Consider the following 20,502-nt stretch of genomic DNA (forward strand, 5'->3'; position numbering starts at 1 on the left):
CGCTAACAACTAGTACAAAGGAGAAAACACATATGGATATGTTCGATAAAATCAGGGAACACGAACAGGTCGTTTTTTGTAATGACGAAGCGACAGGACTTAAGGCGATTATTGCCATCCATAGTACAAGACTAGGACCTGCCCTTGGTGGATGCCGAATGTTTCCTTATCAAAGTGTTGATGATGCATTGGAAGACGTCCTTAGACTTTCTAGAGGAATGACCTATAAATGCGCAGCATCAGATGTAGACTTTGGGGGCGGAAAAGCGGTAATCATTGGTGATCCCGCTAAAGATAAAAGTCCTGAGCTTTTCCGGGCTTTTGGACAATTTGTAGAATCTCTGAATGGTCGATTTTATACAGGGACAGATATGGGCACAACTCCAGATGACTTTGTCCACGCCATGAGAGAAACAAATTGCATTGTAGGGGTAGATGAAGAGTACGGCGGAAGTGGAGACTCATCGGTTCCAACAGCTATGGGAGTGATTTATGGAATTCAGGCTACCAATCAAGCCGTCTGGGGTTCAGATGACTTAGGAGGCAGAAGTTACTCCATTCAAGGTCTTGGAAAAGTTGGCATGAAAGTAGCTGAAAGACTACTTGAAGCAGGTGCTGATCTTTATGTGACGGATATTAATGAACAGGCCATTGAGCGTTTGCTCGCAAAAGGAAAATCACTTGGTGCAGGTGTCAAGGCCGTAAACAAGGATGAAATCTATTCCGTTCCCGCTAATGTATTCGTTCCATGCGCATTGGGAGGGATCATTAATGATGATACCATCTCGGAATTAAAGGTTAATGCGGTTGCAGGATCCGCTAATAATCAGTTGCGTGAAACCCGACATGGACATTTGCTGCAGGCTAAAGGAATCCTTTATGCTCCAGATTATATTGTAAATGCAGGCGGACTAATCCAAGTAGCTGATGAACTGTATACACCCAATAAAGAAAGAGTACTTCGTAAAACGAAAGCTATTTACACTTCTTTGCTTGATGTGTATCGATATGCTGAAGGACACAGCATGACAACCGTGGATGCAGCCAATTTATTTTGCGAAAGAAAAGTTGATGCAGGAACACGTCGAAACAGCTTCTTCTCTCATATGAAACGTCCGAAATGGGCTGTAAGAAACTAATCCATTGTTGGATTAAAAATAAGGCTATGCCTGCATACATTAACCATAAAACTATCTTAGAGTACATGCCTGATTTTCTGCATTTTGTTGATGGAGCGGAGGACGCTTGACTCCTCGTAAAGCAAGCGACTGGAGCGAAAATTAACAGAGCATATTTCTTAAGAAAATCCACGGGGTTTTCTCAGATTTCATGATTTTTCTAAAAGCTGAATTTGAACTAAGCGAATATATTTTTGAAAACGTTGATTACCATTAAAAAACAGGCGATAACATTTTTGAAAATGGAGATTACGGTCAAAAAACAGAAGCATAAAAAAGGTACCAAACCCCATATGGGTATAATGAATTAATCTTATATCCACGAATAAAGAAATAATTAAGCCGAAATTTCATTATTTGATCATGCAAATTTTCGTATAAGTTGGCTTTTAGTTCTTTCTGCCAGAATTTCTGAAAAAGAAGGTAAATTTAAGTAAATTTGTTGATTGGAACGGAAATCAACATGCAAGATTACCAGAGCCAACCACAAATACACGAACCATAACAAAGGGTGAGATAAGTGGAAAGTCAATTCCCCATTTTTCAGATAATCGATCAAAACGGGAACGTCGTTACGGAAGAGTTCCAAGAAGTAATGACTCCTGAAAAAACAAATGAATTTTACAGGCATTTGGTGCGCATACGTGCGTTTGACCGAAAGGCCATTTCTTTGCAACGCCAAGGCAGGATTGGAACTTATGCTCCTTTCGAAGGGCAGGAAGCTTCACAAGTTGGAAGCGCACTAGCTTTAAATAGTCCGGACTGGATGTTCCCAACTTACCGTGACCATGGTGCGGCAATGGTTTTTGGACATTCATTGAGAAACATCCTCCTTTTCTGGAATGGTCGAAATGAAGGTTGTGTGCCCCCTGCAGGGAAGAACATCTTTCCACCAGGAATTCCGATTGCGACTCAAATACCGCATGCTGCAGGAGCTGCTTTTGCCGAAAAATTAAAAGGTAGTAAGAATGCTTCCATTGCTTATTTCGGTGATGGCGCAACATCTGAAGGAGACTTTCACGAAGGATTGAATTTTGCCTCTGTAGTAAAAGCACCTGTCGTCTTTTTTAACCAGAATAATCGCTACGCCATTTCCGTTCCAATCCATAAACAAATGAACAGCAGAACAATCGCTCAAAAGGCATTGGCCTATGATATTCCTGGAGTAAGAGTGGATGGAAATGACGTATTCGCTGTATATGTCGAAACAATGAAGGCGTTGGAAAGAGCGAGGAACGGGGAAGGACCAACCCTCATTGAAGCTGTTACATGGCGGTATGGTGCCCATACGACTGCAGATGATCCTTCGAAGTATAGAAATCAGGCCGACAGTCTTCTTCAAAGAGAGTTCGATCCAATTCTAAGGGTGGAAAGGTATATGAAAAATGAAGGCTTCTTCGATGCAGCATGGGTGCAAAACATTGAAGAAGAATGCACAAGCGAGATTGAACAGGCCGTTTCCGATATGGAAAACTTTCCGCCTGCAAATCCAGCAGATATCTTTGATTACGTTTTTGAAAAACCGACTTGGCAAATTCAAGAACAAAAGGATGCCTATTTGCAGTTCATCGGAGGTGAGCGTTCATGAGTACAGACACCAAAACAACGACAAAAACATATGTACAGGCGATTACCGATGCGATGCATGTCATGTTGAAGGAAAATGACCGTGTCGTTTTGCTAGGGGAAGATATTGGCAAAAACGGCGGAGTTTTTCGGGCTACCGACGGCCTTCAAGCAGAATTTGGTGAAAACCGAGTGATTGACACACCACTTAGTGAGGCAGGTTTTGTAGGTGCCAGTATTGGGATGGCAGTCAACGGCTTTATTCCTATCGTAGAAATTCAATTTCTAGGGTTCATTTATCCAGCTTATGAACAAATCATGACACATGCGTCCCGTCTCCGAATGCGAACAATGGGGCATTACAGTGTCCCGATGGTTATTCGGGCTCCGTATGGCGCAGGAGTTAGAGCTCCTGAAATCCATTGTGACAGTACTGAAGCTCTTTTTACTCATATGCCAGGCTTAAAGGTCGTCTGTCCTTCTTCTCCATACGATGCAAAAGGGTTATTAATCGCAGCGATTGAAGATCCTGATCCCGTGCTATTCCTGGAACCAATGCGATGCTACCGTTCCATCCGGGAAGAAGTACCTGAAGAAAAATACATTGTTCCAATCGGTAAAGGGAAAAAGCTGATAGAAGGAGAGGACGTTACGCTCATAACATGGGGAGCGATGGTTCCCATTACCCTGTGCGCTGCCGAAAAGATGGCTGAAAAAGGCGTAAGTTGTGAAGTAATCGACTTAAGGACACTTTATCCACTAGATAAAGATATCATTTCCGAATCGGTCCAAAAGACTGGAAGGACAGTTATCGTGCATGAAGCGCACGCCACCGGCGGTGTTGGCAATGATGTTCTAGCGATAATCAATGACACATCTTTCCTCTACCAAAAAGCACCTGCTGAACGCGTCGCCGGTTTTGATACACCGGTACCATACTTTGGATTTGAAGATCATTATCTGCCGACTACAGCTCGAGTGATTTCAGCAATTGAAAAAATCATGCGTTTTTAGGAGTGGAGAAAATGGAAGTGAAACTGCATGACATCGGCGAAGGGATGACGGAAGCTGACATCAGTTGTTTCCTTGTCAAACCAGGAGATCGGGTGAAAGCCGATGATCCTCTCGTCGAAGTCATTACGGATAAGATGACCGCAGAAATACCCTCTCCATGCGCAGGAATTGTGAAAGAGTTTAGGGTTAAACCAGGTTCTACTGTAAAAGTTGGCACTACTTTGCTTATTTTAGAGACAGTAGAAGGTCTGAAAAAAACTGAAGCTACCCAAGTAATGATTGCCAATTCCACAACGCATAGGATAATTGCATCACCTTACACGCGAAAAATTGCCAGAGACAATTTCATTAAAATTGAAATGATCGAAGGAAGCGGTCCAGCAGGAAGAATTACGGATGAAGATGTTTATCGTTTCATTCAAAAGGATTCGGCTACTAACAAACCAATAATTTCAATGCCTGCGATAAGAAAGGCTGAACCTGTTCCATTAAGCGAAGATAAGGTCGTAAATGTACCGAAGGAAAATAAATTGCCATCGAGCTCTAATAAAGTGCCTTTTAGGGGACGCAGAAAACAGATTGCAAAAGCTATGCAAAAATCTGTTTATACGATACCGCATTGTACCCATTTCGAAGAAGTAGATGTTACTGAACTAATTGATATCCGTAAAGGTTGGAAAAGTTTTGACCGAGACGTTTCCGCAACAGCCTTTTTTATCAAAGCACTATCGATTTGCTTGAAGGACTTTCCGATTTTTAATGCTCGCTTATTTGAGGAAGAAGAAGAGATTGAACTTCTTGCCGAACATAACATCGGGATCGCCGTCGACTGTGAAGATGGTTTAGTCGTTCCCGTTTTACGAAATATCGAGAAGAAGTCATTACTAAGTATCCATTCGGAGATGAAGGAACTCACAAATAGAGCCCTTGAAAATCAACTTAACGTAAAAGATTTGAGTGGCGGTACTTTTACCATCAGCAATGTCGGCCCACTTGGAGGCAGTATTGGTGCAACACCCATTATCCAGCATCCACAAGTCGCGCTTGTATCCTTCCATAAAACAAGGAAGATGCCTGTTGTAACTGATAACGATGAAATTATCATTCGTTCGATGATGAATTTGTCGATGTCTTTTGATCATCGAGTGGTTGATGGAGCCACAGCGGTACGCTTTACGAACCGCTTCAGTCAATTAATAAGCAATCCGAATAGCCTTTTATTGGAGTTGATATAAATGGTCGTTGGTGAAATGGCACATGAACATGACTTCATTGTCATCGGGGGTGGGCCTGGGGGGTATTCGGCGGCCATCAGGGCGGCACAACTAGGTCGAACGGTCACTCTAATCGAAAGGGATCGGCTAGGGGGAATATGCCTTAACAAAGGCTGCATTCCGTCCAAACACCTTACAAGAGCCGCAAGCGCTTGGACTGACTTGCAAAAATACGAAGAATTTGGTTTCGAGCAGGAAGCACTACGTGTCAATCATGAGAAACGTCTTATGCAGAAGGAAAATGTCATCAACAGACTTGTGGATGGCATTAAAGCCCTGTGTAAAGCGAACAAAATCGAAATCATATATGGAAATGCGTTTTTCCTCTCTGAAAACAGGATTGGCGTAGAGCAGACGAATAGTTATGAAATCTACCAGTTTAAAAATGCCGTCATTGCTACTGGTGGATCACCCATCAGCCATCCTGCTATAAAAATAGACAACATACGAATCTTGGACAGTTGGCATATAGCCAATTTAAGTGAGATACCAGATCATCTCGTAATTTACGGGGATGACGCACTCTCTCTAGAAATGGCGATAAGCTATAGAATCTTCGGTTCTTATGTAACTGTCATGCTACCAGAAAAAGACGATTTCTCCTTCGATTCTTCCTTGAACCGAGAGATTAAGAGGTTATTGAAAAAAAATAAAATCCAACTCGTGAAGAGTGCAGAAATCTTGTCCGTTTCACACAATTCATCTACTGGGATCGCTGTGAAGTACGTTGTCAATGGCGAAGAGAGATTACTAGATGCCACTCATTTATTTTTCTCAGCCAAAATGAAGCCAAACACAGACGACCTTGGAATTGACAGGATTGGAATCAATACCGATGAGAATGGATTTGTCATCATTGACCAGCAATGCAGGACTATACTTTCTCACATCGCTGCAATCGGGGATATCACCCATGGTCCATCGCTTGCCGTCAAAGCGATTAAGCAAAGTAAGGTGGCCGCAGAGTCACTTTGCGGTGAAATGAGTGAGTTTGATCTTACCTTTCTACCACGAGTTGTTCATACCGTCCCACCAATTGCGAGTGTCGGTCTGACCGAAGAAGCGGCGATAGAACATGGGCACAAAGTGCTTACTGGACAATTTTCGCTTACGGCAAATGGATATGCGAGTCTTATGGGCAAAAGGGAAGGCTTTGTAAAAATCGTTGCCGATGCCGAAACGGAACTCATTCTTGGGATTCACATGATGGGAGAAGGAGCCATTGAATTGATTACAAGTGGAACATTGGCCATGGAATTATGTGCACGTATTGAAGATATGACCTTTCCGCTCTATCCACACCCAAGCATTAATGAATCCTTACTTGAAGCAGCCGAACATTTAAATGGCAAAGCCATACATGTTGCCCCGGCTAAATTACGCGAAATAATGAATCATAGATAATTAGGAATTTGACATATAAAAGGGAGGAATTATCATGCAAGAAAAAGCTTTAGAATCAAACAAAACAGTCGAGGAGATTTTTCCGGTACAAGAAGTTGATTATTTGGAGATTTATACAGGAAACGCAAAGCAGGCATGTCACTTTTTCTGTACTTCCTTCGGTTTTAAGCCTGTGGCTTATTCCGGACTAGAAACAGGTAACCGTGAGACTGTATCCTATGTTTTACAACAACGAAAAATCCGTCTGGTTATCACTGGTTCCTTAGTAGAAGATAGCAGAGTTTCAACTTTTGTAAAAAAACATGGTGATGGAGTGAAGGATATTGCCCTCACTGTCAAAGACGTCGAAAAAGCTTATAACGGAGCTGTTGAACGTGGAGCAATTGCCATTATGCCTCCAATCGAACTAAAAGATGAGCACGGCACTGTTAAGAAGGCGGTAATCGGAACTTACGGTGACACGATCCATACACTTATCGAGCGTAAAGATTACAAAGGGATCTTTATTCCAGGTTTCCAAAAGCATGAAATGAGCTTACCAGTAGAAGATGCAGGTTTCATTGCCGTCGATCATGTCGTTGGGAATGTTGAGAGAATGGAAGAATGGGTCAACTATTATGCCAACGTAATGGGCTTTACTGAAATGAAGCATTTCACCGATAAAGATATTACGACAGAATACTCTGCACTCATGTCAAAGGTGATGCACAATGGCGGCAGAATCAAATTCCCGATCAACGAACCTGCGCTAGGAAAACGCAAATCACAAATTCAAGAATACCTTGAGTTCTATAATGGCCCTGGAGTACAGCACCTTGCAATCCTTACGGAAGATATCATCTCTACCGTTACTACGCTTCGCAAAAACGGAGTAGAATTCTTATCGACTCCAAGCTCATACTATGAAGCTCTAAGTGAGCGTGTCGGAAAGATAGATGAAGAGATTGCAAAATTACAAGAGTTAAACATCCTCGTGGATCGTGACGACGAGGGATACTTATTACAAATCTTCACAAAACCAATCGTCGATCGTCCGACACTATTTATTGAGGTAATCCAACGCAAAGGTGCACGCGGATTTGGAGAAGGAAACTTCAAGGCACTCTTTGAATCCATTGAACGCGAACAAGAAAGACGAGGGAATTTATAAGATAGCTTGTCTTTAAGGTTTAAATAAATCATTTCAAGAACACAAAGGGGGATATTTTCTCCCTTTTCAATATTTAGGCTCTTTTCGTAGACTTTGTTGCTTTCACATACAAAAGTGAAAATCGTCTTCTGGAATTTTACGATTCATTCGAATATAGGTTCAAGAACATTTCGAAAAGAGACCCGAAGCTAATCGTAATACGATTGGCTGAATAATTCGTCAACAACAATCAATACGAAAACAGAAACTATTTAAGAAAGGAAGGTGAAGGAGAATGGATATCAGCCCAGCTTCACTTCCATGGCAAGATGCCTACAAACTACTGGTCGGATCGATTTTACCAAGACCGATTGCATTTGTTTCTACCATTGATGAAAAGGCAATAGCAAATGCAGCACCATTCAGTTTTTTTACCGCCATTTGTGCCGACCCCATGCTCGTTTGTTTTTCGCCGATGCGCAGGGGAACAGATGGTGCCAAAAAGGATACTCTCGTTAATATTGAAAAAACGAAAGAATTCGTGATTAATATCGTCAGTGAATCGATCTTAGAGCAAATGAACGAGTGCGCACCGGAGTTCAAGCCAGAAGTGGATGAGTTTGAAAAGGCCGGTCTTACGAAACTCCCTAGTATGAAGGTACGTGCACCAAGAATTGCAGAATCGCTTGTTCATATTGAGTGTGAACTTTACCAAGTGCTTCATTTCGGAGACAAAGCTGGTTCGGGAAGTCTCGTCATTGGAAAAGTCGTTCATTTCCATGTCCACGATGACCTCTATGATAGCGGACGGATTCTGACGGAAGGTCTAAACCCAATTGGACGGATGGCTGGCCATTCCTTTACAAAGCCATTGGACGCTATGTTTGAATTGGTTCGGAAAACTCAAACGAGTGATTAATCCTTCGGAAAATACAAAATAAGCCAAGGTGATTGAATGAAACTTATTACTTTTCAAAAAGAAAACGGCGATGTAAGAGCCGGCTGGATACACAACACGCATTATGCCGTAGATATGCACGAAGCAAGTAAAGGTGAGTTGCCAGAAAATATGCTTGCTTTCCTTGAGCATAACGACGTTTATTTAACAAAGATCACTGAACTTGAAGCAGAAGGAATCTCCATGAAAGGTGTTTATCCATTAGAGAAGGTCACACTACTTGCACCTTTACCATTTCCTAAGAGTTTCAGAGACTTTTATGCTTTTGAGCAGCATGTCAAAACGGCTCGTGCGAACCGGGGATTGGAAATGATCCCAGAATGGTACGAAATTCCTGTCTTTTATTTTTCCAATCATCTTGCCATTAAAGGAACAGAAGAAGAGATTAAGAGGCCAGACCAATGTGAATGGCTAGATTATGAATTGGAAGTTGGATGTGTCATTGGAAAGAAAGGCAGGGATATTCAAGTTGCTGATGCAGAACGTCATATATTTGGATACTGCATCTTAAACGATTGGAGCGCCCGCGACTTACAACGGCAAGAAATGAAGGTTGGACTCGGTCCAGCCAAAGGGAAGGACTTCTCCACGTCGATTGGCCCCTATATCTTAACGAAAGATGAACTCGATTCGTTTCAAAAAGATAAAGGATTCGATTTGAAAATGACAGCTCGCGTTAACGGTCAGCTTCTTTCGGTCGGGAACATGAGCGATTTGCATTATTCCTTTGCTGAAATGATTGCCAGGGCTTCTGCTGATGTCACCCTTTATCCTGGAGAACTTATTGGTTCAGGAACGGTTGGAACAGGGTGCATCCTTGAACTTGGTGAAGATATTCATCGCTGGCTGCAACCAGGGGATGAAGTCGAATTGGAAATAGAGAAACTTGGTGTTTTAAGAAATCGCATTGTATGAGGTGAAAGTATGTATTATAAACAACTTGGAGACATCCCGCGCAAGCGGCACACGATGTTCAAAAAAGAAGATGGCAGCTTATACCGTGAACAGGTAATGGGAACGAGGGGCTTTTCCGGAACTCAATCCATTCTTTATCACCACTATATGCCAACTGAGGTAAGAAAAGCGGAACTCGTTGGTTCCTATCTACCGCAATACGAAGATCAATCTCCGTTAATGCATAGACACTTCCTTACAAATAAAATTGCTAAAAAAGGCGATGCACTAGCTAGTAGGGAGTACCTGCTTGGAAATAGCGATTTACTGATTGGTACTGCGAATGTGACAGAAGCAATGAAAAGCTATTATCGTAATGGTGATGGCGATGAAATGTTGTTCATTCACCATGGCTCTGGAAAGATTGAGACGATGTTCGGCAGCATTACCTATAAGCCAGGAGATTATGTAATCCTGCCGATTGGTACGATATATCGTGTACTACCTAATCAGGATGTTGCAACGAAGATTCTTTTCATTGAATCTTTCAGTCAGATTACAACTCCGCGCCGCTATAGAAATGAATATGGTCAACTTCTTGAACATAGCCCATTTTGTGAAAGGGATATTCGCGGTCCAGAAAAGCTAGAGGTTTTTGATGAAAAAGGGGAATTCGAAGTTTTAACGAAATCTCGCGGTCACATTCACTCCCATGTCCTTGGACATCATCCTCTCGATGTTGTTGGTTGGGATGGATACCTTTATCCATGGGCATTCAATATCAGCGATTTCGAACCAATTACTGGGAGGATTCACCAGCCGCCTCCAGTCCATCAAACATTTGAAGGACATAACTTCGTGGTTTGCTCATTTGTACCAAGACTGTACGACTATCATCCAGAGGCCATTCCAGCGCCATATTATCACAGCAACGTTAATTCCGATGAACTGCTCTATTATGTGGAAGGCAACTTTATGAGCAGGAAAGGGGTTCACGAGGGTTCAATCACTTTGCATCCTAGTGGCATTCCTCATGGACCACATCCTGGCAAAACGGAAGCAAGCATCGGCAAGAAAGAGACTTTAGAACTTGCTGTCATGATCGACACTTTCCATCCTCTGAAAATAGTCAAAAGTGCAGGGAAGATTGAAGACAATCAATACATGTTCACTTGGAATGAATAAGACAAAGAGCTCGGGAAGAATCTCGAGCTCTTGTTTTGTGCTAGTCTATGAAATTATAAAATAAAACAATGTGGATAACTTTCTACCATTTTCTAATAATCCAGCTCCAGCGCCTTTTGTTCTTATAGATTGTGCCAAATAATCGCCAGTGTACCTTCGCCAGCGTGAACAGCAATCGTCGAACTAATTTCGCCGATGACAACCTTAATTTCCGGATAAGCTGTTTTAAATAAGGCTTCCATTTCTTTTGCTTTATCAATAACATTCCCGTGCATGATTTGGATTTCCTTTACTTCATTCTTTTGATAGGCTTCATCAAAAAGCTCAACCAAACGATTGAATGCTTTCTTTTCCGAGCGCACCTTTTCATAAAGTTCGAACTCACCCTGATGAATTCGAATGACCGGCTTTATTTTTAAAATACTGCCAAGCAAGAATTGTGTGCCGCTCATTCTGCCACCTTTATAAAATTGCTCAAGATTGCCTAATAAAATATAGTTTTGTGAGCGATCAGCTTCTTTGCGTAAATATTCCGCAATTCCTTCCAGTTCATTGCCTTCATTCGCCAGTTCGATCCCTTTATTTAGGAGAGTTGTAATGGCATAGGACATAGATTTGGAATCGACAGTTTCAAGCTTAAATTCGGCCATTTCAGCACCAGTCTTACAGCTCGAAAGTGTGCCGCTAAGCTTTGAAGAAACGTGGATGGCAATAGCACCTTCATACTCTTGCTTCAGTTTTTCAAAAAGGTTTAAGAACTTGCCTGATGCAGGCTGTGAGGTTTTTGGGATTTCTTTTTCTTTTCTAATTCTAGAATAAAGCTCGTCTGTCGATAAATCGATTCCATCCTCAAAGGCTTCACTACCAAAGATGATTTCGAGAGGCATCACGTAGACATCAGGATTATTTTTTAATTCTTCTGTAACGTAAGCAGTACTATCTGTAATCCAGGCGATTTTCTTTTTAAGCATGTATGGTAATTCCTTTACAATAGTTTGTATTTCCGGAAACGGTTATTTTCTTATATTTACACGTCCTACTTGTTTTAAACAAGGCTCTGTTAAACCAACCTGTTGATTTCCGCTACAGGATGCTCGCTTTCCGCGGGGCGAATTATGAAAATGCCCTAAAGCCGGCTTTTTCTTATTCCAATTACAACAAAGTTTACGAAAAGTGCCTAAAGCAAACCACTTCATTATATCCTAATTTTTTCTCATTTGAACTAAAACTCTTAAATTCTAAAATGTAAACGTTGAAAATTCGACTTTTTCATGACAATTTTGCATTTCAAAGAAAAAATCCGATTTGCCAGTTCCATTATTTAGGGGTAAAATAAGCTGATAATTCTTAATTGTTCAGGAGATTAATATGAAAAATATGAAACAGATTCACCCGTTGATATGGAATGTCCTTATCGGAACCTTGTTCGGTCGGATGGCGACGAGTATGAGCATTCCGTTTCTCGCCATTTATCTCACCAATGTGAAGGGAGTCTCGCCTTCGCAAACAGGATTGATTATAGCCATTAGCTCACTTGTTGGTATTGGAACAAGCTTTTTCGGCGGTTACTTATCTGACCGATTTGGTAGAAAAATCATCCTTTATATTTCTATTTTCATGTGGACAGCTGTGTTTATTGGGTTCGGTACTGTTCAAACCGTTGCCGGATTTTTCGTTGTGAATGCCATGAATGGTTTTTGTAAATCCATTTTTGAACCCACGTCACGAGCTTTATTAGCAGACTTGACGAAAAAAGAGAATAGGCTCAGTATTTTTAACCTACGTTATACAGCGATTAACATAGGGGTTATTTTCGGACCCATCCTAGGATATTACCTTGGGTCCTCGAAGACGACATTTCCATTTTTCATTGCAGCAGCAGTGTATGCCATTTACGGAATATCCTTGATACTTACATTTAAAAATTCGACTTATGTTTCCAATAATGTGCAAGATCCTAAGAAGCGAGTGACCGTTAAAGAAGCGTTCCTTATCACGAAGAATGACCGAATATTATTATGGTCCATTATTGGACTCATTCTGGTTGTGGCTGGTTATGCCCAATTCAGTTCCACGCTTCCACAGTTCTTATCAAACACCTCTAAAATTGAAGACGGGGCTAAATTATTTTCAATCTTGATGGCTTTAAATGCAATTGTAGTTATCACTTTACAGTATCCTCTTTTAAAAATCGGAAAAAAATATTCACCGCTCATTTCCATCGTAATAGGAAATATCGTTACAGTCGTTAGCTTACTTGGAATGGGAATAAGTGATACAGCTCCCATGTGGATGATCATGATGGTGATTTTTACTATTGGGGAAGTACTTATGTTTACGATGACAGATATGTTCATGGATACAATTGCGAAGCCTGGGATGAGAGGGACTTATTTTGGTGCCATGGGTTTTATGCAATTCGGGAATGTTTTGGGTCCGGCCATAGGAGGATTACTTTTAGACAGTTTTGGCTATGAGAAACCTATGCTTGTGTTCGGACTTCTCGCATTGCTTTCAGTATGTGGAGCACCGATTCTCCTATATGTGCAATGGAGAATGAACAAGACTGTGACACTTGATCACACAAACGCAGCAGTCTCAAAATAAAAAACCCAATATATTCATCTTGTCTTTTTGATAGAACGATGTTATATTGATTAAGCGATGAGCTAATTTGCATAAGACAAGGGACGCGCCTTCGTGCACGAACGGATGTGGCCGTTCGGTTCCTTGCCGCAAACGCATCAAAGACGCCTGATTATTCAGGCGTCTTTTTCATTTTAATCAATTTCATTTTTCTCGAATACCTCCATCAGTATTGAAGATGTCGGAATTTGTCAACTCGTCGATATCTTTTAAAATGGCATCGATATATTCAAATATCATATTGATATCCTTGATTTTCATATCGATATTTCTAAAAACCACGTCGATAAACCTTCTCATTTAGCCTATATACCCGGAAATACCCCTGACGATCTTCCAAGGAACAAAAGGCGCAAGTAAAGAGCACTTGTGCCTGCGATGTTTTTCAAAGTTGCTTTCCTTTGTGTTTAGCCCCGACAGGCATAAGACGAAACACGCAGTTCATCCTCGAAAATCCTCATGATGCTATCGCATCATTTCGTGCGATGTGAATTCATGGAAGCTTTCCTTGTGCTATCGCCTTTTCTTCGTGCGATGATGATGCTGCCGAAGCGTTCCTTGTCCTGATTTCTGAAGTGATTTGGCTTATGACCAAAATTGTTTTGGCTTTAGAAAACAATTAAGGTTGTTTCGGCTTTAGGAAACAACCCCGAGCTGCTCCAATCATCACCTAAAGATCATGCTTTCCGCAAGATATTCGAAGATGCATATTCATTGATGAAAACTGGCTGGGCGCTGGAGCTGGATTATTAGAAAAACGTAGGAAGTTATCCACATTAATTTATTTTAAAATTTCCTAGACCAAAAAAAATCGCCAACCATTTGGTCAGCGATTCTTCCATCTATCATACACGAACTTGAGCTCGAATTTTCACACGGTACATTTGGAACAACATGAAAGCGATGATGCTGAGTATCGCACCGGATACATACGGTAGGCCTGCTCCGATTGAAAATAATAAACCGCCAAGTGGGGGACCAATGATTCTTCCTAGAGAGTCAAAAGAACTTAACAATCCCGTTGTGCTCCCATGCCCAGCAGTTGATGTCTTCGTGAGTAGTGCGGAGACGCTCGGGCGTATTACACCATTTCCAATTCCGAAAATCGTTAGGAAGATAGCAGCTGTCGTAAAGTCTTTTACTAGTAAAATCAAAAGGAAACCAATTGCCGAAACAACGATTCCACCTTGAATGACCGTTCCTTCACCAAATCTCTTCGTCAACCTGCCAACGAGACCACCTTGTACAAACGCTCCAGCAAAGCCCATGATCATGAAAATATACCCAAGATGAGCAGAATCAAGGCCAGCTTTTTTCGCAGCATAATAAGCAAATGTTGCTTCGAGGCCAGAGAGCGATAACGAAATGAACATTTGTAAGAAAAACAAGATACTGATTGTACCACCAAACGCTTGCCAGCGGGATTCTTTTTCAGATCCTTTTTGTATGCGTTTTTCTTTTAGTAAGGATTCTTTCAAGAAAAAGGCCACCAAGAAAATAGTCAATACAGAAGAGGCACAAGCAAGATAAAAAGGTAGGCTTAAGCTTGTTTTTGAGAAAACTCCACCAATAGCTGGTCCAAAGATAAAACCTAGACCAATGGAAGCACCTATGATCCCCATTCCTTTGGCACGATTTTCAGGTGTGGTAATGTCGGCTACATAGGCCATCGTTGTCGGCATATTGGCTGACGAAAGGAAGCCGCCAATAATTCGAGCCGCAAATAACATCCATAACTGATCCGAAATGGCCATTAAGAAAAAGGAAAGTGCAAGTCCTGTAATACCAATTAAAATAACCGGTTTACGACCAATTCGATCAGATATTCTACCCCACATTGGAGCAAAAATCAGCTGCATCAGGGAATACACAGCCATTAAGAGTCCAAGTTCGGTTGGATTGGCGCCAATATTTTCCGCATAGAAAGGTAGCACGGGAATGATAATTCCAAATCCGACCATTACAAGGAACATAACTAAGAATAGAACGGGTAAAGCTTTTTTTGTGTTCAACAAATATTCACCTCTTATTACAATTCAAAGGAAAGTTTCATGGACAGGTACACTGTACTATCGATTATGTAAGTGATCAATGATAGATATAGGATAATGCCATCTAAATAGTAATAATATCACAACCACAATTAAACGTGTCAATTTTATCAGAGGGATTACCTACAAAATTCAACATGACAAAAATGTAAGTTTAAAAACCAAAATAGTAAGGATATGTTATGGTAAGGTTTTCCTTCTTTGACTATAGTGGAAGTACAGAGATAACAGGTTTTGGAGGGAAAAACATGACGGCTATATTACGCGCCAAATCATTAAGTAAAACATTTGGAACTAAAGCAAATTCACTTAAAGTGGTTAAAGAGATTGATTTACAAATTCAACGTGGGGAATTCCTTGGGATAATGGGGCCATCTGGGTCTGGAAAATCCACACTTTTAAATATCCTTTCTAGCATTGATACTCCTACAAACGGATCAATTGAAATAGATGGACATGAGTTTACTAATTTGAACGAAGATGATTTATCGGATTTTAGAAGAAATAAATTAGGATTTATTTTTCAAGATTATCATTTATTGGATACTCTGACCGTCAAGGAAAATATTTTGCTGCCGATGGCGTTTTCAAATTTTACAGCAAAAGCTATCGAGAGAAGAATCGAAGAACTCACAAATCAGTTTGAATTAACTTCAATCATGAATAAATATCCTTATGAAATTTCTGGAGGGCAACAACAACGAACAGCAGTCTGCAGAGCCATCGCTAATCATCCATCTATTATTTTTGCAGATGAACCCACAGGTGCACTTGATTCAAAATCTTCCTATCAGCTTTTGCAAACAATGTCTCATTTGAACGAGGAACACCATTCTACGATTTTGATGGTTACGCATGATTCATATGCAGCCAGTTTTTGTAGCCGTATTCTTTTTATTAAGGATGGAAGTATTTTCACTGAAATTCATAAGGGTGATCTTTCTAGGAAGCTATTTTTCCAACAAATATTAGATATTCTTGCAACCCTTGGGGGAGGGCAACATGACTTTAACTGACATTGCCAAGAAGAATATTAGAAAGAATCTGAAAGATTATTACCTTTACGTAAATTCGATGATTATCTCCATTTTGATTTTTTTCACTTTTAAATCACTTCAATATAATCAAAATCTTTTAGATTCACTTGGAACAGTAGATAAAGTCGAGTCTGCCTTAAATGCAGCGTCGTTTGTCCTCATTTTATTTGCAGCAGTCTTTATCTTCTATTCCAACGCATTTTTTACAAGAAAGCGCAAAAAAGAAATAGGCTTGTATGCACTCTTCGGGATGCCAAAGGAACGTATAGCCGTACTCCTATTCTTTGAAAACTTGATTATAGGTTCAATCGCTCTTTTTATTGGAATCATCGGGGGTATCTTTCTTTCCAAGTTGTTCACAATGATTATTTTGAAATTAATGGGAGTAAAAGTCATAGTAGGTTTAAGTTTCTCGCTACGGGCACTTATTTTTACGTCAGTACTGTTTCTTATCATAACGCTCATCTCTTCCGTACAGTCATACCGATTAATCTATCGTTTTTCCCTATCGGAATTATTTCAAGCTGATAGAAAAGGAGAGAGAGTACTATTTCCTTCAGTAATAAAAAGCGTGTTAGGCGTGTTATTGATTAGCATAGGTTATTGGCTAGTTTTGGACTCTGATGCAACAGCCTTGGGTTTAACTGGTGGAGCAAAAATCCTTGTATGCGTCATATCACTAATCGTAGGAACTTATCTCTTTTTGAGTACGACCGTCCTTTTTTTCCTGCAGATTTTAAAGAAGGAAAAAGGAACATATTATCGCGGTTCCAATCTTATCAGTATCAGTCAAATTTTATACCGTATTAAGAGCAATGTTGTCATGCTAACCATTATTACAATACTAAGTACTTTCACATTATTTGCCATGAGTACATCGTATAATCTTTACTATCAAACTAATAAGATTTCAGATGAACAATTTCCGGTGAGTTATGTAATCAAAGGAAATGAAGAAACAAAGAATGAAATAAAAAACTTAATTAATTCATATCCTCAGCACAAAGTTTTGTACGAATTAAAGATGGAGTATCTTTCTGTAAAGGCAGATGTTTCAAAAATTGGAAGGGTTCCTGAATGGTTCCAAACCATCCTTATTTCTGAAAAAACATTTAAAAATATGCTCGATGCTAGAGATATTCATATGGATTTGAAACTGGACAATAACGATGCCATTGCATTCTACGACGGAAACTTGGATGTCCATGCCGATCCATATACTAATAAAAATGTAAAAATAATCGATAATGGAGAGAATCTTAAGATAAAAGCTTATAAGTCTTTTACATTATTGAATCAAGGTCAGTATTTTTTTCCGCTTGTTGTGAGCAATGATTTCTACAGTAGTGTAGAAAAAGAAATTCCAGCATCAACTGCGTTTCTCTTTAAAATTAAGAACCAAAAGGACTCTGAATCTCTAAGTGAAAAGATTGATGCTAGAATGCTTGAGAAGACATTGTCAGAAGAACCTTATCTTTATTCAAATTTCTTTAATGGATATCAAAAGTTAAAGGAAACATATGGCCTACTTATTTTCCTTTCAGGATTTCTAGGGCTAGTATTTTTACTGGCAACAGGCAGTATGATCTTTTTTAAACAACTAACGGAAGCGAACGCAGATCAAGACCGATTCGTCATCATGACTAAGTTGGGAATGAAACCGAAAGACTTAAGAAAATCCATTCGCCTCCAAATACTTTTGGTATTTTTGTTGCCCTTAGTGATTGCCATTTTGCACAGTGCTGTACTCATAAATGCACTTTCTAACTTTATAGGTATGAGCGCAACTATTCCTTTCTTAACTAGTGTCTGCGCCTATGTCGCTATCTACTTCGGTTATTATGTATTGACGGTTCAAAATTATTTAAAAATACTGCAACAAAGACGAAATTAAACCCGCAACCTGCGGGTTTTTTTTTTAGTCGAAAAATTACTCCAATGGAGAAAAATTTCAAACCATTAAAATGATAGAAATGTTATACTAAAATGGCAAACTTTGTAAAGTTCTAAGGGGGATAGAGAATGAACGCAAATCCGGTGAAAAAGAAACCGCACACACCACTTCGTGTCAATATATTATTCTTTTGTGTTTTTCTCCTTTTTTCAGTTTTAGTAGTTAGACTTGGGGTTGTCCAAATGGTCCAAGGAGAGGATTTTGCGCGTGAGGTTGCAAGAACAGAAGATATCATCGTCAGTTACCCAGTGCCAAGAGGCAAAATGTATGACCGTAATGGGAAAGTGATTGTTGGAAATGTTTCAAAGAATGCGATTACATATACCAACTATGGAGTCAAACAAAGTGAAATGCTTGAAATAGCAAAACGTCTTGCCACTCTCATCGAAGTTAAGGCAGATAAAGTGCAAGAACGAGACAAAAAAGACTATTGGCTTTTATTGAATCCTGAGAAAGCAGAAGCGAAAATTTCAAAGGCTGAATTAAAAGAATGGAAAAAGAAGCTTGAAGGAAAGAAATTTGACCAGAAAGTTTATAAAATCAAGCTTGAGAGAATAACTGAAACAGATCTTGGGGAACTAACAAATCAAGACCTTGAAATCATTGCGATCTATAGCATTATTAGTAGTGGTTACGCCCTTACTCCACAAATTGTTAAGAATGAAAATGTTACAGATGAGGAATTTGCAATAGTGAGTGAAAACCTGGAATATCTGCCAGGAGTTGATACGACGACAGACTGGGAAAGGTCCTATCATTATGATAAAACACTTAAAACAGTCCTTGGAAAAGTTACTGATTCAAGCGAAGGACTGCCAAAAGAAAAGTTAGATTACTATGTAGCTAGAGGATATAGCCTTAATGAAAGAGTGGGGAAGAGTTACATAGAAATGCAATATGAAGATGTCCTTCATGGAAGTAAAAAGAAGGTTAAAAATATTACAGATAAAGGCGGAAAAGTGATTTCCACTGAAGTCGTATCAGAAGGTAAAAGCGGCAACGATCTCGTTCTAACAATCGATATGGATCTCCAACTTGCTGTGGAGAAAATCATCGAAGAAGAATTGTTAAGAGTAAAGCAGGGTGGCAGAACAAAGTTATTAGATCGCTCTTTCGTCGTGTTAATGGATCCACGAACCGGGGAAGTATTGACAATGGCTGGTAAACAAATCGTCAGGAATAAGGAAACTGGAAAAATGGAAATCGAAGATTATGCATTAGGTACCATTTCTTCATCATACAATGTTGGATCTACGGTAAAGGGCGCTACCATTCTTACAGGACTAAAAACAGGTGTGATTAATACCAACACTAAATTTCATGATAGGCCTATCAAGATATTGGATACACCTGAAAAGGGCTCCTACAGCAACCGTTTAGGTACACTTAATCCAATTGGCGCACTTCGTGTTTCATCTAACGTCTATATGTTTGAAACGGCCATTCGAATTGGTGAAGGACATTATCAATATAATCAGCCGTTACCGATAAATAAGAAAGCATTTGATATTATCAGAGATTCTTTTAGTCAGTTCGGACTCGGCATTCGTACTGGTATTGATTTACCAAATGAACAAATTGGATTTAAAGGCCCTTCAAGATTAACTGGTTTATTATTGGACTTATCCATTGGACAATACGATACATACACCCCCATGCAGTTAGCTCAGTATGTTTCGACCATTGCGAATGATGGTTATCGCGTTCAACCAAGAATTGTGAAAGAAATACGAGAACCGGCTTCAGCGACAAATGAAATCGGGAGAATTGTTCAGGACTTCAAGCCTAATATCTTGAATCGAATCGAATTGCAGGAAGGTTGGCTTGAAACCGTGCAAGAAGGTTTCCGCCAAGTTATGCAAACACCAGGAGGGACAGCATACAGAAGATTTGGAAATGCTTTATATTCTCCAGCAGGAAAAACTGGAACAGCGCAGGCGTTTTATGATGGGCCTGAAAGAAAGAATTACAAAGAACCACCACCCGTGATGAATTTGAGTTTGATTGGATATGCACCATTTAAGAATCCTGAAGTAGCCATGTCTGTTATGGTTCCATGGGCATACGAGGGTGAAAGTGGCCACACAGCGAACTATGAAATCGGTCGAAGGGTCATGGATGCTTACTTCGAATTAAAGAAACAAAGAATGGCACAACAATAAGAAAGAAGCATCCTCAGCGATGCTTCTTTCACTTTAAAGCGACATTATGT

The 20,502-nt window shown here is 40.1% G+C and carries 16 protein-coding genes; 13 read left to right on the plus strand and 3 right to left on the minus strand.

What is annotated here, in order from left to right:
* The first annotated feature begins 32 nt into the window (after window positions 1-32).
* From BMZ31_RS10480 to BMZ31_RS10520, 9 genes are all read left to right on the plus strand, one after another.
* Complete coding sequence (locus tag BMZ31_RS10480) at window positions 33-1,139, plus strand: Leu/Phe/Val dehydrogenase (protein WP_090831691.1); 1,107 nt, start codon at window positions 33-35, stop codon at window positions 1,137-1,139.
* 559 nt (window positions 1,140-1,698) lie between these two features.
* A complete protein-coding gene (pdhA, locus tag BMZ31_RS10485; protein ID WP_090831692.1) occupies window positions 1,699-2,766 on the plus strand; it encodes a pyruvate dehydrogenase (acetyl-transferring) E1 component subunit alpha in 1,068 nt (355 codons plus the stop codon).
* The gene (locus BMZ31_RS10490; RefSeq protein WP_090831693.1) at window positions 2,763-3,758 is read left to right on the plus strand and encodes an alpha-ketoacid dehydrogenase subunit beta; all 996 of its coding nucleotides are present in this window, start codon (window positions 2,763-2,765) and stop codon (window positions 3,756-3,758) included. Before pdhA ends, BMZ31_RS10490 begins: the two co-directional genes overlap by 4 nt.
* 11 nt (window positions 3,759-3,769) lie before the next feature.
* Window positions 3,770-4,993, plus strand: coding sequence for a dihydrolipoamide acetyltransferase family protein (locus BMZ31_RS10495; protein WP_090831694.1), 1,224 nt, complete (start codon window positions 3,770-3,772; stop codon window positions 4,991-4,993).
* Window positions 4,994-6,436, plus strand: a complete 1,443-nt coding sequence (lpdA, locus tag BMZ31_RS10500) for a dihydrolipoyl dehydrogenase (protein ID WP_090831695.1) — start codon at window positions 4,994-4,996, stop codon at window positions 6,434-6,436.
* A 34-nt stretch (window positions 6,437-6,470) separates the two neighbouring features.
* Entirely contained in the window at window positions 6,471-7,586 is a 1,116-nt protein-coding gene (hppD, locus tag BMZ31_RS10505) for a 4-hydroxyphenylpyruvate dioxygenase (RefSeq protein WP_090831696.1), read from the plus strand.
* Between the two features lie 274 nt (window positions 7,587-7,860).
* Window positions 7,861-8,484, plus strand: a complete 624-nt coding sequence (locus BMZ31_RS10510) for a flavin reductase family protein (RefSeq protein ID WP_090831697.1) — start codon at window positions 7,861-7,863, stop codon at window positions 8,482-8,484.
* A gap of 36 nt (window positions 8,485-8,520) precedes the next feature.
* Window positions 8,521-9,438: a fumarylacetoacetate hydrolase family protein gene (locus tag BMZ31_RS10515; RefSeq protein WP_090831698.1), complete on the plus strand. Its 918-nt coding sequence runs from the start codon at window positions 8,521-8,523 to the stop codon at window positions 9,436-9,438.
* A 9-nt stretch (window positions 9,439-9,447) separates the two neighbouring features.
* Window positions 9,448-10,602 (plus strand): homogentisate 1,2-dioxygenase, encoded by a 1,155-nt coding sequence (locus BMZ31_RS10520; RefSeq protein ID WP_090831699.1) that lies wholly within the window; start codon window positions 9,448-9,450, stop codon window positions 10,600-10,602.
* 122 nt (window positions 10,603-10,724) lie between these two features.
* On the opposite strand, the gene BMZ31_RS10525 is transcribed toward BMZ31_RS10520, so the two are convergent.
* Window positions 10,725-11,573, minus strand: a complete 849-nt coding sequence (locus BMZ31_RS10525; RefSeq protein WP_090831700.1) for a DegV family protein — start codon at window positions 11,571-11,573, stop codon at window positions 10,725-10,727.
* A gap of 397 nt (window positions 11,574-11,970) precedes the next feature.
* On the opposite strand from BMZ31_RS10525, the gene BMZ31_RS10530 reads away from it, so the two are divergent.
* Window positions 11,971-13,209 (plus strand): MDR family MFS transporter, encoded by a 1,239-nt coding sequence (locus BMZ31_RS10530; RefSeq protein ID WP_090831701.1) that lies wholly within the window; start codon window positions 11,971-11,973, stop codon window positions 13,207-13,209.
* A 183-nt stretch (window positions 13,210-13,392) separates the two neighbouring features.
* Here the strand turns inward: BMZ31_RS10530 and BMZ31_RS20330 are convergent, their stop codons facing one another.
* Window positions 13,393-13,548, minus strand: a complete 156-nt coding sequence (locus tag BMZ31_RS20330) for a hypothetical protein (protein ID WP_175478077.1) — start codon at window positions 13,546-13,548, stop codon at window positions 13,393-13,395.
* 545 nt (window positions 13,549-14,093) lie between these two features.
* Window positions 14,094-15,260 carry an MFS transporter gene (locus tag BMZ31_RS10535; protein WP_090832005.1) on the minus strand — a complete coding sequence of 389 codons (1,167 nt, stop codon included), beginning with the start codon at window positions 15,258-15,260 and terminating at the stop codon, window positions 14,094-14,096.
* A 287-nt stretch (window positions 15,261-15,547) separates the two neighbouring features.
* Here BMZ31_RS10535 and BMZ31_RS10540 point away from each other — a divergent pair, with 287 nt between their 5' ends.
* The 3 genes from BMZ31_RS10540 to BMZ31_RS10550 all read left to right on the plus strand — a co-directional run bounded on the left by BMZ31_RS10540 (window position 15,548) and on the right by BMZ31_RS10550 (window position 20,452).
* Window positions 15,548-16,315: an ABC transporter ATP-binding protein gene (locus tag BMZ31_RS10540; protein WP_090831702.1), complete on the plus strand. Its 768-nt coding sequence runs from the start codon at window positions 15,548-15,550 to the stop codon at window positions 16,313-16,315.
* On the plus strand, window positions 16,302-18,230 hold the full coding sequence (locus tag BMZ31_RS10545; protein WP_090831703.1) for an FtsX-like permease family protein: 1,929 nt from the start codon (window positions 16,302-16,304) through the stop codon (window positions 18,228-18,230). The genes BMZ31_RS10540 and BMZ31_RS10545 overlap by 14 nt, the downstream gene beginning before the upstream one ends.
* Before the next feature lie 128 nt (window positions 18,231-18,358).
* The gene (locus tag BMZ31_RS10550) at window positions 18,359-20,452 is read left to right on the plus strand and encodes a peptidoglycan D,D-transpeptidase FtsI family protein (protein WP_090831704.1); all 2,094 of its coding nucleotides are present in this window, start codon (window positions 18,359-18,361) and stop codon (window positions 20,450-20,452) included.
* Window positions 20,453-20,502 lie beyond the last annotated feature (50 nt).

Source organism: Bacillus sp. cl95 (genome assembly GCF_900115925.1).
Classification (GTDB): domain Bacteria; phylum Bacillota; class Bacilli; order Bacillales; family Cytobacillaceae; genus Neobacillus_A.

Excerpts from the sequence above, each read along its gene's own strand:
- BMZ31_RS10480 (WP_090831691.1), top strand. The coding sequence starts at position 33 with ATGGATATGTTCGATAAAATCAGGGAACACGAACAGGTCGTTTTTTGT.
- BMZ31_RS10490 (WP_090831693.1), top strand. The coding sequence starts at position 2,763 with ATGAGTACAGACACCAAAACAACGACAAAAACATATGTACAGGCGATT.
- BMZ31_RS10495 (WP_090831694.1), top strand. The coding sequence starts at position 3,770 with ATGGAAGTGAAACTGCATGACATCGGCGAAGGGATGACGGAAGCTGAC.
- lpdA (WP_090831695.1), top strand. The coding sequence starts at position 4,994 with ATGGTCGTTGGTGAAATGGCACATGAACATGACTTCATTGTCATCGGG.
- hppD (WP_090831696.1), top strand. The coding sequence starts at position 6,471 with ATGCAAGAAAAAGCTTTAGAATCAAACAAAACAGTCGAGGAGATTTTT.
- BMZ31_RS10510 (WP_090831697.1), top strand. The coding sequence starts at position 7,861 with ATGGATATCAGCCCAGCTTCACTTCCATGGCAAGATGCCTACAAACTA.
- BMZ31_RS10515 (WP_090831698.1), top strand. The coding sequence starts at position 8,521 with ATGAAACTTATTACTTTTCAAAAAGAAAACGGCGATGTAAGAGCCGGC.
- BMZ31_RS10520 (WP_090831699.1), top strand. The coding sequence starts at position 9,448 with ATGTATTATAAACAACTTGGAGACATCCCGCGCAAGCGGCACACGATG.
- BMZ31_RS10525 (WP_090831700.1), bottom strand. The coding sequence starts at position 11,573 with ATGCTTAAAAAGAAAATCGCCTGGATTACAGATAGTACTGCTTACGTT.
- BMZ31_RS10530 (WP_090831701.1), top strand. The coding sequence starts at position 11,971 with ATGAAAAATATGAAACAGATTCACCCGTTGATATGGAATGTCCTTATC.
- BMZ31_RS20330 (WP_175478077.1), bottom strand. The coding sequence starts at position 13,548 with ATGAGAAGGTTTATCGACGTGGTTTTTAGAAATATCGATATGAAAATC.
- BMZ31_RS10540 (WP_090831702.1), top strand. The coding sequence starts at position 15,548 with ATGACGGCTATATTACGCGCCAAATCATTAAGTAAAACATTTGGAACT.
- BMZ31_RS10545 (WP_090831703.1), top strand. The coding sequence starts at position 16,302 with ATGACTTTAACTGACATTGCCAAGAAGAATATTAGAAAGAATCTGAAA.
- BMZ31_RS10550 (WP_090831704.1), top strand. The coding sequence starts at position 18,359 with ATGAACGCAAATCCGGTGAAAAAGAAACCGCACACACCACTTCGTGTC.